Annotated in this window: 17 protein-coding genes; 11 read left to right on the top strand and 6 right to left on the bottom strand. The window is 56.8% G+C overall.

Annotation, left to right across the window (positions count from 1 at the left end):
* Positions 1 to 23 precede the first annotated feature (23 nt).
* Genes ETG88_RS08055 through citG form a run of 8 tightly spaced genes read left to right on the top strand, consistent with a single transcriptional unit; the run spans position 24 to position 7350 of the window.
* Positions 24 to 1385, top strand: a complete 1362-nt coding sequence (locus tag ETG88_RS08055; protein ID WP_100778981.1) for a 2-hydroxycarboxylate transporter family protein — start codon at positions 24 to 26, stop codon at positions 1383 to 1385.
* A gap of 17 nt (positions 1386 to 1402) precedes the next feature.
* A complete protein-coding gene (locus ETG88_RS08050; protein WP_102104726.1) occupies positions 1403 to 2266 on the top strand; it encodes a fumarylacetoacetate hydrolase family protein in 864 nt (287 codons plus the stop codon).
* Between the two features lie 13 nt (positions 2267 to 2279).
* Positions 2280 to 3314: a [citrate (pro-3S)-lyase] ligase gene (gene citC / locus ETG88_RS08045; protein WP_102104725.1), complete on the top strand. Its 1035-nt coding sequence runs from the start codon at positions 2280 to 2282 to the stop codon at positions 3312 to 3314.
* A gap of 16 nt (positions 3315 to 3330) precedes the next feature.
* Positions 3331 to 3624 carry a citrate lyase acyl carrier protein gene (gene citD, locus ETG88_RS08040; protein ID WP_100778984.1) on the top strand — a complete coding sequence of 98 codons (294 nt, stop codon included), beginning with the start codon at positions 3331 to 3333 and terminating at the stop codon, positions 3622 to 3624.
* Complete coding sequence (citE, locus tag ETG88_RS08035; protein WP_129035122.1) at positions 3621 to 4496, top strand: citrate (pro-3S)-lyase subunit beta; 876 nt, start codon at positions 3621 to 3623, stop codon at positions 4494 to 4496. Before citD ends, citE begins: the two co-directional genes overlap by 4 nt.
* A 10-nt stretch (positions 4497 to 4506) precedes the next feature.
* Complete coding sequence (citF, locus tag ETG88_RS08030) at positions 4507 to 6027, top strand: citrate lyase subunit alpha (protein WP_129035121.1); 1521 nt, start codon at positions 4507 to 4509, stop codon at positions 6025 to 6027.
* A 2-nt stretch (positions 6028 to 6029) separates the two neighbouring features.
* Positions 6030 to 6569 carry a citrate lyase holo-[acyl-carrier protein] synthase gene (gene citX, locus ETG88_RS08025; RefSeq protein WP_107702874.1) on the top strand — a complete coding sequence of 180 codons (540 nt, stop codon included), beginning with the start codon at positions 6030 to 6032 and terminating at the stop codon, positions 6567 to 6569.
* Positions 6547 to 7350: a triphosphoribosyl-dephospho-CoA synthase CitG gene (gene citG / locus ETG88_RS08020; protein WP_129035120.1), complete on the top strand. Its 804-nt coding sequence runs from the start codon at positions 6547 to 6549 to the stop codon at positions 7348 to 7350. The genes citX and citG overlap by 23 nt, the downstream gene beginning before the upstream one ends.
* 57 nt (positions 7351 to 7407) lie before the next feature.
* Here citG and ETG88_RS08015 read toward each other — a convergent pair whose 3' ends face one another.
* The 4 genes from ETG88_RS08015 to mutY form a co-directional block, all read right to left on the bottom strand.
* Positions 7408 to 8664 (bottom strand): nucleoside permease, encoded by a 1257-nt coding sequence (locus ETG88_RS08015; protein ID WP_100778989.1) that lies wholly within the window; start codon positions 8662 to 8664, stop codon positions 7408 to 7410.
* Between the two features lie 229 nt (positions 8665 to 8893).
* A complete protein-coding gene (gene mltC / locus ETG88_RS08010) occupies positions 8894 to 9970 on the bottom strand; it encodes a membrane-bound lytic murein transglycosylase MltC (RefSeq protein WP_100778990.1) in 1077 nt (358 codons plus the stop codon).
* Between the two features lie 55 nt (positions 9971 to 10025).
* On the bottom strand, positions 10026 to 10298 hold the full coding sequence (locus ETG88_RS08005) for an oxidative damage protection protein (RefSeq protein WP_100778991.1): 273 nt from the start codon (positions 10296 to 10298) through the stop codon (positions 10026 to 10028).
* Between the two features lie 26 nt (positions 10299 to 10324).
* Positions 10325 to 11377: an A/G-specific adenine glycosylase gene (gene mutY / locus ETG88_RS08000; protein ID WP_187469885.1), complete on the bottom strand. Its 1053-nt coding sequence runs from the start codon at positions 11375 to 11377 to the stop codon at positions 10325 to 10327.
* Positions 11378 to 11521: 144 nt separating this feature from the next.
* Here mutY and trmB point away from each other — a divergent pair, with 144 nt between their 5' ends.
* From trmB to ETG88_RS07985, 3 genes are read left to right on the top strand one after another with little or no spacing between them, the layout of a single operon-like run.
* Positions 11522 to 12241: a tRNA (guanosine(46)-N7)-methyltransferase TrmB gene (gene trmB / locus ETG88_RS07995; protein ID WP_129035118.1), complete on the top strand. Its 720-nt coding sequence runs from the start codon at positions 11522 to 11524 to the stop codon at positions 12239 to 12241.
* Positions 12238 to 12564, top strand: coding sequence for a YggL family protein (locus ETG88_RS07990; RefSeq protein ID WP_129035117.1), 327 nt, complete (start codon positions 12238 to 12240; stop codon positions 12562 to 12564). The genes trmB and ETG88_RS07990 overlap by 4 nt, the downstream gene beginning before the upstream one ends.
* 49 nt (positions 12565 to 12613) lie before the next feature.
* Positions 12614 to 13333: a YggN family protein gene (locus tag ETG88_RS07985; RefSeq protein ID WP_100778994.1), complete on the top strand. Its 720-nt coding sequence runs from the start codon at positions 12614 to 12616 to the stop codon at positions 13331 to 13333.
* 58 nt (positions 13334 to 13391) lie between these two features.
* Here the strand turns inward: ETG88_RS07985 and hemW are convergent, their stop codons facing one another.
* Complete coding sequence (gene hemW / locus ETG88_RS07980; protein WP_129035116.1) at positions 13392 to 14534, bottom strand: radical SAM family heme chaperone HemW; 1143 nt, start codon at positions 14532 to 14534, stop codon at positions 13392 to 13394.
* Entirely contained in the window at positions 14527 to 15120 is a 594-nt protein-coding gene (locus ETG88_RS07975; RefSeq protein WP_129035115.1) for an XTP/dITP diphosphatase, read from the bottom strand. The genes hemW and ETG88_RS07975 overlap by 8 nt, the downstream gene beginning before the upstream one ends.

Here is a 15120-nt window from a genome sequence, read left to right as displayed (position 1 = left end):
ACAAATAACCAAGAGGCTTAATTATGAGCACTACTGACGATTCTTTCTCTGTTACCCACGACCCGATTGAAATTCAGCGGCCGTCGCTTAAAGAGCGCTGGTGGCACATTATGGATACCTGGAAAGTCGGGATCATTCCCCTGCCGCTGTTTGTGTTAGCCGGTGCGTTGATCGCCGTGGATTGTCTGGGCGGTAAACTGCCGAGCGATATCGTGGTGATGGTCGCCACGCTGGCGTTCTTCGGTTTTGCCTGCGGTGAGTTCGGCAAGCGTCTGCCGATTGTCGGCAAACTCGGCGCGGCGGCAATTTGCGCCACCTTTATTCCGTCAGCGATGGTGTACTACGGTCTGCTGCCGGATGTGGTGGTCGAATCCACGACCAAGTTCTACAAATCCACCAACATTCTTTATCTCTACATCTGCTGCATCATTGTCGGCAGCATCATGAGCATGAATCGCACGGTGCTGATTCAGGGCTTCCTGCGCATTTTCTTCCCGATGCTGTGCGGTGAAATTGTCGGCATGATCGTCGGGATGGGCGTCGGCATGGCGCTCGGCCTTGAGCCGTTCCAGATCTTCTTCTTTATCATTCTGCCGATCATGGCGGGCGGCGTCGGTGAAGGGGCGATCCCGCTCTCCATCGGTTACGCCACGCTGCTGCACATGGATCAGGGCGTTGCCCTTGGCCGTGTGCTGCCGATGGTCATGCTCGGCGGCTTAACCGCCATCATCATCTCCGGCTGCCTGAACCAGCTCGGCAAACGCTATCCGCACCTCACGGGTGAAGGCCAGTTGATGCCAAACCGCGCCAATGCAGACGCCAGTGTGTCGCAACCGGCGTTCTCCGGCAAAGCGGATGTGACCACCATTGCCTCCGGTGCGCTGCTGGCGGTGCTGCTCTATATGCTGGGTATGCTCGGTCACAAGCTGATTGGCCTGCCTGCTCCGGTTGGCATGCTGTTTGTGGCGGTGCTGGTTAAGCTCTGCAACGGCGCCTCTCCACGCCTGCTGGAAGGTTCGCAGGTGGTGTACAAATTCTTCCAGACCTCCGTGACCTACCCAATTCTGTTTGCCGTTGGCGTGGCGATTACCCCATGGCAAGAGCTGGTGAACGCTTTCACTGTGAGCAATCTGCTGGTGATTGTCAGCACCGTCTCGGCGCTGGTGGCCACCGGGTTCTTCGTCGGTAAAAAGATTGGTATGCACCCTATTGATGTCGCCATCGTCTCCTGCTGTCAGAGCGGGCAGGGCGGTACGGGTGACGTGGCGATTCTGACCGCAGGCAACCGTATGAGCCTGATGCCGTTCGCCCAAATTGCTACCCGAATTGGCGGCGCGATTAACGTCTCTATCTCGCTGCTGGTTCTGGGCAACTTCCTCGTCTAAGTCTTCAGGAAAGAACAATGAAACTCGCAAGTTTTCTGTATCAGGGTAAACGCAGCTACGGCATCGTGCAGGCCGAAGGTGTGGTGGATTTAGGTCGCCGTCTGGGCGATCGCTACAGCGACCTCAAGGCGCTGTTGCAGGGCAACGGCCTGGCGGATGCCACGCGCTATCTCAACGATGTTGCAGATATCCCGATGAGCGCCATCACCTTTTTGCCGGTGATTGAGCAGCCGGAAAAAATCCTCTGCGTAGGGATGAATTACGCCGACAAGCGCAAAGAGTTTGACCAGCACAACCCGGCACCAACGCTGTTCGTTCGCTTTGCCGATTCCCAGACCGGGCATAACTCACCGGTATTAAAACCGCGCCACTCGTGCGAATTCGACTACGAAGGTGAGCTTGCGGTGATCATCGGCAAAGGCGGCGAGAACATCCGTCGCGAAGACGCTCTTAGTCACGTCGGCGGTTACAGCTGCTACATGGACGGTTCCGCCCGCGACTGGCAGCACACCTGGTTCACCGCCGGGAAAAACTGGCGGCAGACCGGGGCGTTTGGCCCGTGGATGGCGACAGCCGATGAGATCCCAGACCCGCACCAGCTGGCAATCCGCACCTGGCTCAATGGCCGCATGGTGCAGGAAGACAACACCAGCAGCATGATCCACAAAGTCGCGGAGCTGATCGAGTACATCAGTACTTTTACCCGTCTCAGCCCGGGTGACGTGATCATCACCGGCTCGCCGGGGGGCGTCGGCAAAAAACGTACTCCGCCGCTGTTTATGCAGGAGGGCGATCGCATTGAAGTTGAGATCGAAAATATCGGTCATCTGAGCAATGTGATTATGGAAGCACCCGCGCAAACCCTGGCGGCAGCGCACTGATCAAGGCGGCAGCATGCACTCGCAACTCCCTATCGACTTTCGTCAGACGATCGTCGCGCAACACCCGGAACGCTTAAGTCAGATCCGTTATTTGCTGGCGGACAGCGGCCTGGGGCTGGACAACGACATTACGCTGTTTATAGAGGCCTGGTCCGGTTCACAGCTGGTGGGATGTGCGGGGCTGGCTGCCAACGTCATCAAGTGCGTGGCGGTGGATGAAAAGCTGAGGGGCGCGAATCTCAGCGCCCGCCTGCTGGCGGAAGTAGAAAATGCCGCGCTGGCGCGTGGTCACTTTCATCTCTTTCTCTGCACCCGCCCGTGCAATAAAGAGCGCTTCGCCCGCAGCGGTTTCTGGCCGATTGCCCAGAGCGGTAATAACGCCGTGCTGCTGGAGAACACCCCACAGGGGATCGAGCGCTACTGCCGCTCGCTGCAGCGCAGCCGCAGATGCGGGGAGACGATTGGCGCGATTGTGATGAACGCCAATCCGTTCACCCTCGGCCATCGTCATCTGGTGGAGCAGGCGGCAAAGCAGTGTGACTGGCTGCACCTCTTTGTGGTGCGCGAGGACGCATCGTTCTTCCCGTTCTGCGCCCGTCTGGAGATGGTGCGCGCCGGCGTGGCACATCTGCCGAATGTCTCGGTGCATGAGGGATCGCAGTACATCATCTCCCGCGCCACGTTTCCGGCCTATTTCCTTAAAGAGAGCGGCAAAGTGCAGCAGGCGTGGAGTGAAATCGACGTGCTGATCTTCCGCGACTTTATCGCCCCTGCGCTTGGGATCACCCATCGCTTTATCGGCTCGGAGCCATTTTGCGACATCACCCGCCAGTACAACCAGACGCTGCATCAGCTGCTGGCCCCGGCGATCGAGGTAGTGGAGATGCCGCGCATCAAGGTGACAGGCAACGCCATTTCGGCGTCGGAAGTGCGCCGCTTGCTCAAAACACAGCAGTTTTCTCGTATCCGGGAGATTGTCCCGGAATCCACTTTCGCGCATCTCAAAGCGCACTACGTGAAAGATCACGCGCGCGCGGAAGTCGCATAACTATCAGGAATTTATCATGAATATTGTAAGGGAGGCGCTGGCCGGAACGCAGGAGTCCAGCGACCTGATGGTGAAAATCGCCCCCGCCGACGGCGAGCTGGAGATTGTCATCCACAGTGAAGTGATTAAGCAGTTTGGCGAGCAAATTCGCCAGGTGGTCGACGAAACGCTGCGCGCCATGGATGTGCGCCAGGGGTTAATTATCGTTGAGGATAAAGGTGCGCTGGACTGTGTGATCCGCGCCCGCCTGCAGAGTGCGGTGATCCGCGCTTCAGACTCGCAGCAGATAGACTGGAGCAAAATGTCATGAACAAACTCCGTCGCAGTATGCTGTTTTTACCCGGCGCCAACGCCGCCATGCTCTCTACCGCGTTTATCTATCGTCCGGACTCCATCATGTTTGACCTCGAAGATGCGGTGGCCCTGCGCGAAAAAGACACTGCGCGGCTGCTGGTCTTCCATGCGCTGCAGCACCCGATGTATCAGGATATCGAAACCGTGGTGCGTATTAATCCGCTGAGCACGCCGTTTGGCCTGCTGGATCTGGAGGCGGCGGTTCGTGCGGGCGTGGACGTGATCCGCCTGCCAAAAACTGACACCCCGGAAGATATCTTTGAGCTGGAAGGCCATCTGGAACGCATTGAGCGCGAGTGCGGCCGCGAAATCGGTTCGACCCGCGTGATGGCGGCGATTGAATCGGCGATTGGGGTGATTAACGCCGTGGCCATAGCCCGCAGCTCACCGCGCCTGATCGGCATTGCGCTGGCGGCGTTTGACTATGTGATGGATATGCAAACCGAACGCGGCGACGGCACCGAGCTGTTCTATGCCCGCTGCGCCGTGCTGCAAGCCGCACGCGCCGCCGGGATCGACGCCTTCGACGTGGTGTGGTCGGACGTAAACGACGAAGCCGGGTTCCTGCGCGAGGTCAATCTGATCCGCAAAATGGGCTTTAACGGCAAATCCCTGATTAACCCGCGCCAGATCGACCTGCTGCATAACGCCTACGCGCCGACGCAGCAGGAAGTGGATCACGCGAAATTAGTGATTGAAGCGGCAGAAGAGGGCGAACGCAACGGCCTGGGCGTGGTGTCGCTCAACGGCAAAATGGTGGATGCGCCGATTATTAACCATGCGCAAATGGTGCTGGAACGCGCGGCTGCCTCCGGCGTGCGTCGCTAAGGATGACACAATGAATCAGACAGAACTGCTCCACCTGAACTTCCCTCATCTGCGGGAACTTAAACCTTTTGATACCGCCCACAGTGCCACGCCGTGGCTGGCGGATGTCGACGCCAAACACCGCCGCAAACTGTGCGAAACCCTGGAAGAGGCGGTGAAGCGCAGCGGTTTGCAGGACGGGATGACCATTTCGTTCCACCATGCGTTTCGCGAAGGCGACCGGGTCATCAACAACGTGGTCGCGCTGCTCGCGCACATGGGCTTTAAAAACCTCACCCTAGCGTCCAGCTCCCTGATGACCTGCAACGATGCGCTGATTGAACATATCAAAAACGGTGTAATTACCCGTATTTATACCTCCGGGATGCGCGGCAAACTGGCGGATGCCATCTCTCACGGGTTGATGGACGAACCGGTACAAATTCACTCCCACGGCGGACGCGTGAAGCTCCTGCAGGACGGCGAGCTGAATATCGACGTCGCGTTTCTCGGTGTGCCGTGCAGCGACGAGTTTGGCAATGCCAATGGGACTCACGGCAAATCCAGCTGCGGTTCGCTGGGCTATGCGATGGTCGACGCCCATTTTGCCCGCAAGGTGGTGTTGCTCACAGAAGAGCTGGTGCCGTTCCCGAACATGCCTGCAAGCCTGGTGCAGGATCGTGTGGATTATGTGGTGCAGGTCGAGAGTGTCGGCGATCCGGCGAAGATCAGCGTCGGCGCGGCGCGCGTGACCAGCAATCCGCGCGAGCTGATGATTGCCCGCTATGCGGCGGATGTAATCGAGCACTCCGGCTATTTCAAAAACGGCTTCTCGATGCAGACCGGCTCCGGCGCGGCGGCCACCGCCTGCACCCGCTTTATGGGCGAAAAGATGGCGCGAAGCCACGTGAAAGCGCGTTTCGCGCTGGGGGGGATCACCGGTAGTCTGGTCGATCTGCATGAAAAAGGGCTGATCGAAAAACTGCTCGATACCCAGTGCTTTGACGGACAGGCCGCGGCTTCACTGGCACGCAATCCGAATCACGTGGAGATCTCCACTAACGTTTACGCCAATCCGGGCAGCAAAGCGGCGAGCTGCGATCAGCTTGATGTGGTGATCTTAAGCGCGCTGGAGATCGACGTGGATTTCAACGTCAACGTCATTACCGGCTCTGATGGAGTGATGCGCGGGGCATCGGGCGGGCATTGTGATGTGGCCGCCGCCGCGAACTTGACCATTGTCGTCGCACCGCTGTTGCGCAGCCGTATTCCGACGGTGGTGAAACGGGTGACCACGCGCTTAACGCCGGGGGAGAGTATCGACGTGCTGGTGACCGATCACGGTATCGCCGTCAATCCTGCGCGAGCGGAAATTCGCGAACGGCTGGAAGCGGCGGGGCTGAAAATTGTCGATATCGAGGCCCTGTACGCGCGGGCGATTTCGCTGACCGGCGAACCCAAACCCATCGAATTTACCGACAAAATCGTCGGGGTGATCCGCTACCGTGACGGCAGCGTGATCGACACCGTCCGACAGGTTAAGGAGTCATAATCATGACCATCGCGACACCCGTTCATTCGGGTGTCAGCCTTACGCAGATGCTGGCGGCGAAAGAGAATCGCGCCGCGCGTCAGGCTGACTGGCTTACACATTATCAACAACCGGTGATTTCGCTGACGCTGGTAACGCCCGGTGATATCAAAGACTCTCTGCGCTATCGCAATACCATGGGCGTGGCGCTGCAGATGTGCGATCAACTGCTGTGGGAGCACCGCTGGCAGGTGCTGGACCGACAGGTGCTGTGGCTGCCCACGGGACCAGAAGCCATGTGGTGCGTGGCGCATCAGGCGCCAGAAATTAAAGCTCACTGTGCCGAGCTGGAACAGACGCATCCTCTCGGACGACTGTGGGATCTGGATGTGATCTGCCCCAACGCCGGGCATGTCGGACGGCGCTCGCTCGGTGAGAACATGCGCCGCTGCCTGATCTGCGATGAACCGGCGCACGCCTGTTCCCGTTCGCGTCAGCATCCGGTGGAGCAGGTGGTAGCCCGTGTGGAGAAGATGATCGATGACTGGTTTGCTCGCGACTAAACCGCGCGTCACAGATGTGCCGCAGCTCGCCGAAGAGGCTCTGTGGATGGAACTGGAGCTCACGCCAAAACCGGGGCTGGTGGATAAGCGCAACAACGGCTCCCATCGCGATATGGATCACGCACTTTTTACCCGCAGCATCGCCGCCATAGTGCCGTGGTTCTCGCGCTTTGCGGAACTGGGCGCGGAACATGCCGGAAAACCCGCGGAGGAACAGTTGAGCCTGATTCGCCCGATGGGAATTGCCTGTGAGCAGGCGATGTACGCGGCGACGGGCGGAGTTAACACCCACAAAGGCGGGATTTTCGCGCTGGGACTGCTCTGTTTTGCAGCCGGGCGCGTAAACCCTGTCACTTCAGACAGTCTCTGCTGTGAGATAAGTAACATTTGTCAGGGGCTGGTGGAACGTGAACTGGCCGGGCGCAGCGGGAGGGCAACCGCCGGTGAGCGCCAGTACCAGGAGCTGGGCTTAACGGGGGCGCGCGGCGAGGCTCAAAGCGGATTCGCGACGGTCAGGAAGGTTCTGCCCCAGTGGAATCGTCATCAACTCCACGATCTGCTGCTGCGGTTAATGGCGGTGAATCAGGACAGTAATCTGGTGTCGCGCGGCGGCCTGGACGGGCTGCGCTATGTCCAGGGGTACGCGAAAGATGTGCTGGCGAACGGTTGGGATCGAAAGATTCTGAATGAAATGGATAACGCGCTGATCGCCCGCCATCTAAGCCCAGGAGGGAGCGCAGATTTACTGTCGGTGGGGATTGTACTGGATGGGTGCGGATGAAAAGTAAAAAGAAGCCGGGTGAGGCAAAGCCGCCACCCGGCACAAGAGCATCACATCTTAATGCGCGATTGGCTGTGCGCCATTCGGAACGCGGACGTGTTTGTATTTGAACAGGGCGATGAAGGCGAAGAACAGCACCAGAGAGTAACCGGCGAAGATCAGCCACACTGGCTGCCAGTCGGTAATCCCATTGGTGGTGTACATCTCAACGACTTTACCGCTCACGATGCCGCCGAGAATACAGCCGAAACCGTTGGTCATCATCAGGAACATACCCTGAGCACTGGCGCGGATTTCAGGCTTAACTTCTTTTTCGACAAACACCGAACCGGAGATGTTGAAGAAGTCGAAGGCGCAGCCGTAAACAATCATCGACAGAACCAGCAGCACGGTGCCGAACGGCGTTGGGTCGCCGTAGGCGAACAGACCGAAGCGCAGCATCCACGCAAAGATACTGATAAGCATCACGTTTTTGATACCGTAGCGGCTCAGGAAGAACGGGATGGTCAGGATGAACAGGGTTTCAGAGATCTGTGAAATCGACATCATTACCGACGCGTGTTCAACGATAAAGCTACCGGAGAACAGCGGGTTGTTGTCGAAACTGTGCAGGAAGGTGTTCCCGAACATGTTAGTGATTTGCAGCTCTGCGCCCAGCAGCATGGAGAAGATAAAGAAGATCGCCATGCGTTTGTTTTTAAACAGCGCGAACGCATCCAGGCCGAGCATGGAGCTCCAGCTCTGTTTTTGCTGCTGGTTAGAAACAGGAATGTGCGGGAGCGTCAGGGTGAACAGGGCCAGCAGTACAGAGAGGCCAGCACCGATGTAGAGCTGCATGTGGCTCAGTTCAAAGCCTGCGAAGCTCACGCCCCACATCGCCATGATAAAGCCGATGGTGCCCCAGATACGGATTGGCGGGAAGTCGGTCACGATATCCAGGCCCGCAGACTTAATGCGGTAGTAGGAGATGGTGTTGATCAGGCCAAGCGTTGGCATATAAGCCAGCGAGTTCAGCAGGATCACCATAAACATCGCCCCTGGCGTGGTCACTCCGGCCGCCATAAATAGCGTACCCGCCCCCACCAGATGACAGAGCGCGTAAAGCCATTTCGCGCTTATCCATTTATCCGCCACGATCCCCAGAAGCGTTGGCATAAAGACCGCTGCAATACCCAGCGAGCTGTATACGGCACCGATAGACGCACCGTCGAACTTGAGCGTCACAAACATGTAGGAGCCGAGCGTGGTTAGCCAGCTACCCCACAGACAGAACTGCAGAAACGACAATATTTTAAGCTGCAGCTTAAGGTTCATGTTACTTTCCTCACAATTGAGCGGGAGATATGTTGTTATGGGAACATTCAGGGTTGTTATTTGATGCAATTCTATCAGCAGGCGAGGTTATGTTTTGTTACCTCCCGCAAAAAAATGCAATCCTCATTAATTTGCAGTTTAGATTGTGATGCAAATAACATTTTCGTATGGATGGGGCGGCAGTGTGGGGATTATTGCCCTCTCCCGTTCGGGAGAGGGCAGGGGAAAACTAGCGGCGACGATAATTCTTCTGCGCCGTATTCACCTTATACAGATAACGACGGGATTCCGCAGACGGGTGGCGAGTGGTCAGGGTTGAGTAAACGTCCCCTGGCGACATGCTGTTGATGATGTTCGCGGCCTGAATTTTATCATTCGAGAACACGCGCAGTACGCTGCCTGCGCCGCCGTTGTACGCGGTGATCACCGCATAGCGACGCGACGTCGGGTTATCAATCCCGCCCAGATAGACATTGCTCAGCATCGCCAGATAGGCGGTGCCGGTATCAATATTGCTGGCCGGATCAAACAGGAAGCTGCGGCTAGGCATGCCGGATCTGCCCTGCGAACGGAACACATCTTTCCCGGCGCTGTGCTGGACAACCTGCATCAGTCCTAACGCATCGGACCGGCTCACCGCGTACGGGTTAAAGGAGGATTCGGTCTGCATAATCGCCAGAATCAGCGACTCATCCACGCCATATTTGCGCGACGCCTGACGCACCATGCCCACGTACTTATGCGCACGCTTGTCGAGGTGGTTCGGCACCAGGTTGATGGTCACGCTGTAGATAATTTTCAGGCCGTTGCTGCGGCTTTTCAGACGCGTTTTCAGCAGGTAATCGGCGAAAGAGGTAGCGCGGCCTTCCCAGCGAATCGACTGCCCGGTCTGGTCAACGACCTGCCCATACAGGAACGGCTCTTTGGAGATGGTGATATCGTCGGCATCGGAATAGAGATCGATAGTGCCAGGGTCGTCACCCATTAGCAGGGTTTTGACGATGGCCTGACGTAAGTGCGCCGCAGGTTCGGTTCCCGCGATGGTTTCGATCGTGATCGTACCGTCATCAAAGTTGATGTGGCTACGGGTCTGGTAGGCATCGGTATATTTAACGTAGTCCTTCGGTCCCGCGATAAGAACTTCGTTAAATCCCCAAATATTCTCGATGTTGTGGGCAAACTGCCCCATCAGAATGTCAAAACCGTTCGTGTCCTTAACCCAGGCTTCGTTATAGCTATCGCCTTTTTTACTGGAACAAGAGACAAGCAACGGCGCAACAAGGGCTAGCGCTAGTAATTTTTTCATCATTCCGGGATTGCGTGTTGTGTTTGCTAAACTGCGGGGTTACCCCCGCACGCTGTTATTTTTCCGGCGGCGTGTAGCCTTCAATGTGCACATCTTTGCCTTCAAACAGGAAGTTCACCATCTCCTGTTCCAGCAGCTTGCGGTGTTCCGGGTTCATCATGGTGAGTTTTTTCTCGTTGATGAGCATGGTCTGCTTCTGCTGCCACTGCGCCCACGCCTCTTTGGAGATCTCGTTATAGATGCGCTTACCCAGTTCACCCGGATAGAGCTGGAAATCCTGCCCTTCGGCGTCGCGCTGCAGATAGGTACAAAAAATTGTTCTGGCCATTCTGATTCCTCGTTGTCTTGTCGAAGCTAAACGACTGCTCCGGCACGTAATTGCTGTAACAGGCGCTCCACGGGAGCTGCCAGCCCGACGGATGGCGGTTGCGCTAAGTTATACCAGAGAGCCACGCCTTCATCCATGCAAGAGGCGAAGGAGGACACGGGAAGCCACATTGGCACAATATCCAGATGGAAATGGCTGAACGTGTGGCGAAACGCCGTCAACTGCTGGAGTTTATCGGCGCTAATCTGTCGCTGCGCCAGCCACTCACGCAGCCCCTCTTCGCTGTCAAACTGCGGGAAGCAGTACAACCCGCCCCATAAACCGCTCGGCGGACGCTGCGAAAGAAACACTTCGTCGTCGTGCTGCATCAGCAGTAAAAAGCCGGTACGTTCTGGCAGGGTCTGCTTCGGTTTTTTGCCGGGGTATTGCGCCCATGAATGATTGGCATAGGCCACGCAAAGATTATTGACCGGGCACAGCTCGCATTTCGGTTTGGAACGCGTGCAGACGATTGCCCCTAAATCCATCATCGCCTGGTTAAAACGCTCGACGCCTTTCGCGGGCGTCACCGCTTCACTGATCTCCCATAAGCGCTTCTCGACCTCTTTCTTACCCGGCCAGCCTCCGACCGCATAGCAGCGGGCCAGCACGCGTTTGACGTTGCCATCGAGAATCGGGAAATGTTTGCCTAAGGAGAGAGAAAGCACCGCGCCCGCCGTGGAACGCCCGACGCCGGGCAGGGCGGCCACTTCGTCGAAGGTTTCCGGGAATTTACCGTTATGCAAAGTCGCGACCTGCTGCGCTGCCTTATGCAGATTGCGCGCACGGGCGTAATAGCCAAGGCCGGTCCACAGGTGCAGCACCTCGTCGAGCGGCGCGTTGGCGAGATCGGTTACCGTCGGAAACCGCGCCATAAAACGCTCAAAGTAGGGAATCACGGTCGCGACCTGCGTTTGTTGCAACATCACCTCGGAGAGCCATACTTTGTAGGGCGTTTTTTCAATTTGCCAGGGCAGGGTTTTACGCCCGTATTTGTCGTACCAGTCCAGCACCTGGGCTGAAAATTGAGAGGCTTGCATGGTCATCGATTCGCTTAATCAGGGACGCAGATTGCAGCACAGCGCCATGCGACTGTAAACCGGATCTTTCCCATGCTTGCATACAGGGCTTAACTTTGGATAATGCCCGTTTCCCGAACATTCTCACAAGCAGACTACTCTTTTATGAAAAACGACGTCATTTCACCGGAATTTGATGAAAACGGTCGCCCACTGCGCCGTATTCGCAGCTTTGTCCGCCGTCAGGGGCGCCTGACAAAAGGGCAGCAACATGCGCTGGATAACTACTGGCCGGTGATGGGCGTTGAGTTCAGCGAACAGCCAGTCGACTTCGCCGCCCTGTTTGGCCGCGATGCGCCGATCACGCTGGAGATCGGTTTTGGCATGGGCTCATCGCTCGTGACCATGGCGAAAGCGCGTCCGGAGCAAAACTTCCTCGGCATTGAAGTACACTCACCGGGCGTGGGCGCATGCCTTGCGACCGCGCACGAAGAGGGTGTAGAGAACCTGCGTGTCATGTGCCACGATGCGGTCGAAGTGCTGCACAAAATGATTCCTGACAATTCTTTGAACATGGTTCAGCTCTTTTTCCCTGACCCATGGCACAAAGCACGTCATAATAAGCGCCGTATCGTTCAGGCAGAATTTGCTGAGCTTGTGAAAAGTAAGCTAAAACTGGGCGGTGTCTTCCATATGGCCACCGACTGGGAACCTTACGCGGAACACATGCTGGAAGTGATGTCGTCGCTCGACAGGTATAAAAACCAGTCTGAGAGCAACGACTACGTACCGCGACCGGATTCACGTCCGGTAACGAAATTTGAACAGCGTGGCCATCGTCTTGGTCACGGTGTATGGGACTTAATGTTCGAGAGGGTTAAATAATGGCAAACCGTAGCCGTCGTCTGCGTAAAAAAATGCACATCGAGGAATTCCAGGAAGTTGGTTTTTCCGTCGCATGGCGTTTCCCGGAAGGTACTAGCGTAGAAACCATCGATAAGGAAGTTGACGCCTTTATCGATGAAGTGATCGAGCCAAACAAACTGGCGTTTGATGGCAGCGGCTATCTCTCCTGGGAAGGGCTGATCTGCAAGCAAGAGATCGGTAAGTGCACCGAAGAGCAGCAGACACTTGTGCGCAAATGGCTGGAAGACCGCAAATTCGAAGAGGTCCGCGTTAGCGAACTTTTCGACATTTGGTGGGACTAACTAGCAAAGGGCCGGCAAATGCCGGCCCGTTTTGTCTTGAGGGATAATTATGATGCGCAAAACGCTGCTGGCTGTGGCATTGATGACCACCGCGTTAACTGCCCATGCGGACTACAAATGTGAAGTCACACCGCGCGACGATGTGATTCTCAGCCCGCAAACCGTTCAGGTAAAAGGTGAGAACGGCAATCTGGTGATCACGCCGGATGGCAACGTGATGTACAACGGCAAGCAATACACCCTGAGCGCGGCCCAACGCGAGCAGGCGAAAGATTATCAGGCGGATCTGCGCTCAGCGCTACCCTGGATCGACGAAGGCGCCCTGACGCGCGTTGAGAAAGGCCGTGTGGCGCTGGATAAGATCATCGCCAAAGAGGTGGGTGAGAGCAGCAATATGCGCACCCGTCTGACCAAGCTGGACGCCCAACTGAAAGAGCAGATGAACCGTATCATCGAACACCGCACGGATGGTCTGACGTTCCACTATAAAGCCATCGATCAGGTGCGCGCAGACGGACAGAACCTGGTGAATCAGGCGATGGGCGGCATTCTGCAGGACAGCATCAATGAGATGGGGGCGAAAGCCGTGCTGAAAGGCGGCGGAAATCCACTGCAGGGCGTATTAGGCAGCCTGGGCGGATTGCAGACCTCGATCCAGAACGAATGGAAGAATCAGGAAGCGGATTTCCAGAAATTCGGCAAAGACGTGTGTCAACGCGTGGTAACCCTGGAAGACAGCCGGAAGGCGCTGGTGAGTACGCTGAAGTAATTATTCGTATCCACTCCCTCCCCGGGAGTGGATCTCTTCACGCTTTTGATTCTGCGCGTCAGGACTCTTCGGCGAGGAACAGCTCGAGCAGGGAGTTTAAGAACAGTTTCCCGTGTTCAGTAATCTGCCAGTACGCGTCGCATTCCGTCAGATACCCTTTCTCGAGCGCGGCATCAATCTGTGGTCGAATCACGCTTTCCGGCAAGCCGGTATAAAGCGTAAACTCCGCGCGTGGGGCCGCTTCCAGCAGACGGAAACGGTTCATGAAGAACTCAAAGGGTTTATCGTCTACCGCCACGTCGTGCTGACGCTCCAGATAGCGCCCCTCCATATACCCGCGTGGATGACGGGTTTTCGCGGTGCGCAGAATACGCCCGTCAGGGAAAGTCACTTTGCCGTGTGCGCCGCAGCCGATACCTAAATAATCGCCAAAGCGCCAGTAGTTGAGGTTGTGCTGACACTGGTAGCCGGGCTTCGCGTAGGCGGACGTTTCATACTGCTGATAACCCGCAGCCGTCAGCAGCTGATGGCCTTGTTCGAAAATATCCCACAGGGCGTCGTCGTCGGGCAGGACCGGCGGGCGCGAACCAAACAGGGTATTTGGCTCAATGGTCAGCTGATACCAGGAGAGATGCGGCGGGTTCAGCTCGATAGCCTGGCGCAAATCATCCAGCGCCTCTTCCAGAGACTGATCGGGCAAGCCGTGCATCAAATCGAGGTTAAAGCTGCGAAGCCCCAGACCGGTTGCCAGATGCGCCGCGCGTTTCGCCTCTTCCGGGCCGTGAATACGCCCCAGACGCTTGAGCTTAGGCTCGCTAAAGCTCTGTACGCCAATCGAGATACGGTTCACTCCGGCGCGCTGATACTCGACAAAACGATCGGCTTCCACGGTGCCCGGGTTGGCTTCCATGGTGATTTCCGCATCGGCTGCCAGATTCAGGCGCGCACGCACGCCGTCCAGCAGCATCTGCATCGCCGGGCCAGAAAGCAGGCTCGGCGTACCGCCACCAATAAAAATGGTCTTAACTTCACGTCCCTGTGCGTAAGGTACGTCGGCATCCAGATCGGTCAACAGATGCTGAACGTAGTCGTCATGCGGCACTTCGCCTTTCAGCGCGTGCGAATTGAAATCGCAGTACGGGCATTTCTGCACGCACCACGGGATGTGAATATAAAGACTCAGAGGTGGCAAATTAGCCATTACGTAATGCTTCCAGTAACAGTTTCAACGCGCGCCCACGATGGGAAATCGCGCTTTTTTCTTCGCGGGTCAGTTCCGCTGCGGTTTTGCCCTCAGAGGGGACAAAGAAAATTGGATCGTAGCCAAAGCCGCCATTTCCTGATGATTGGCGGGCTATCACGCCAGGCCAGCTGCCGTGGCAGACAATCGGCGTGGGATCTTCCGCATGACGCATATAGACCAGCACACAGTGGAACTGCGCCTGGCGCTGCTCGTCCGGCACCGCTTTCAGCGTCTCCAGCAGCTTTTCCAGATTCTGCTGGTCGGTGGCGTCTACGCCAGAATAGCGCGCAGAGTAAATGCCCGGCGCGCCGCCCAGCGCATCGACCGCCAGCCCGGAATCATCCGCGATAGCCGGAAGGCCAGTGACCTGTGCCGCATGACGCGCTTTCAGAATCGCGTTTTCGATAAACGTCAGGCCGGTCTCTTCCGCGGACTCGACGCCCAGCTCGGTCTGCGCGACCACATCCAGACCAAAATCATTTAATAGCGAGGCCAGCTCGCGCACTTTACCGGCGTTACCGGTCGCGAGAACAACTTTCTGCAT

The sequence above is a fragment of the Lelliottia nimipressuralis genome, assembly GCF_004115925.1.
Classification (GTDB): domain Bacteria; phylum Pseudomonadota; class Gammaproteobacteria; order Enterobacterales; family Enterobacteriaceae; genus Enterobacter; species Enterobacter nimipressuralis.
Note: the sequence above shows the minus strand (reverse complement) of the source record. Positions and strands in the feature narration are given on the sequence as shown.

Bases quoted from the DNA above. Each gene is read 5' to 3' on its own strand.
- ETG88_RS08055 (WP_100778981.1), top strand. From the start codon at position 24: ATGAGCACTACTGACGATTCTTTCTCTGTTACCCACGACCCGATTGAA.
- ETG88_RS08050 (WP_102104726.1), top strand. From the start codon at position 1,403: ATGAAACTCGCAAGTTTTCTGTATCAGGGTAAACGCAGCTACGGCATC.
- citC (WP_102104725.1), top strand. From the start codon at position 2,280: ATGCACTCGCAACTCCCTATCGACTTTCGTCAGACGATCGTCGCGCAA.
- citD (WP_100778984.1), top strand. From the start codon at position 3,331: ATGAATATTGTAAGGGAGGCGCTGGCCGGAACGCAGGAGTCCAGCGAC.
- citE (WP_129035122.1), top strand. From the start codon at position 3,621: ATGAACAAACTCCGTCGCAGTATGCTGTTTTTACCCGGCGCCAACGCC.
- citF (WP_129035121.1), top strand. From the start codon at position 4,507: ATGAATCAGACAGAACTGCTCCACCTGAACTTCCCTCATCTGCGGGAA.
- citX (WP_107702874.1), top strand. From the start codon at position 6,030: ATGACCATCGCGACACCCGTTCATTCGGGTGTCAGCCTTACGCAGATG.
- citG (WP_129035120.1), top strand. From the start codon at position 6,547: ATGACTGGTTTGCTCGCGACTAAACCGCGCGTCACAGATGTGCCGCAG.
- ETG88_RS08015 (WP_100778989.1), bottom strand. From the start codon at position 8,664: ATGAACCTTAAGCTGCAGCTTAAAATATTGTCGTTTCTGCAGTTCTGT.
- mltC (WP_100778990.1), bottom strand. From the start codon at position 9,970: ATGAAAAAATTACTAGCGCTAGCCCTTGTTGCGCCGTTGCTTGTCTCT.
- ETG88_RS08005 (WP_100778991.1), bottom strand. From the start codon at position 10,298: ATGGCCAGAACAATTTTTTGTACCTATCTGCAGCGCGACGCCGAAGGG.
- mutY (WP_187469885.1), bottom strand. From the start codon at position 11,377: ATGCAAGCCTCTCAATTTTCAGCCCAGGTGCTGGACTGGTACGACAAA.
- trmB (WP_129035118.1), top strand. From the start codon at position 11,522: ATGAAAAACGACGTCATTTCACCGGAATTTGATGAAAACGGTCGCCCA.
- ETG88_RS07985 (WP_100778994.1), top strand. From the start codon at position 12,614: ATGATGCGCAAAACGCTGCTGGCTGTGGCATTGATGACCACCGCGTTA.
- hemW (WP_129035116.1), bottom strand. From the start codon at position 14,534: ATGGCTAATTTGCCACCTCTGAGTCTTTATATTCACATCCCGTGGTGC.
- ETG88_RS07975 (WP_129035115.1), bottom strand. From the start codon at position 15,120: ATGCAGAAAGTTGTTCTCGCGACCGGTAACGCCGGTAAAGTGCGCGAG.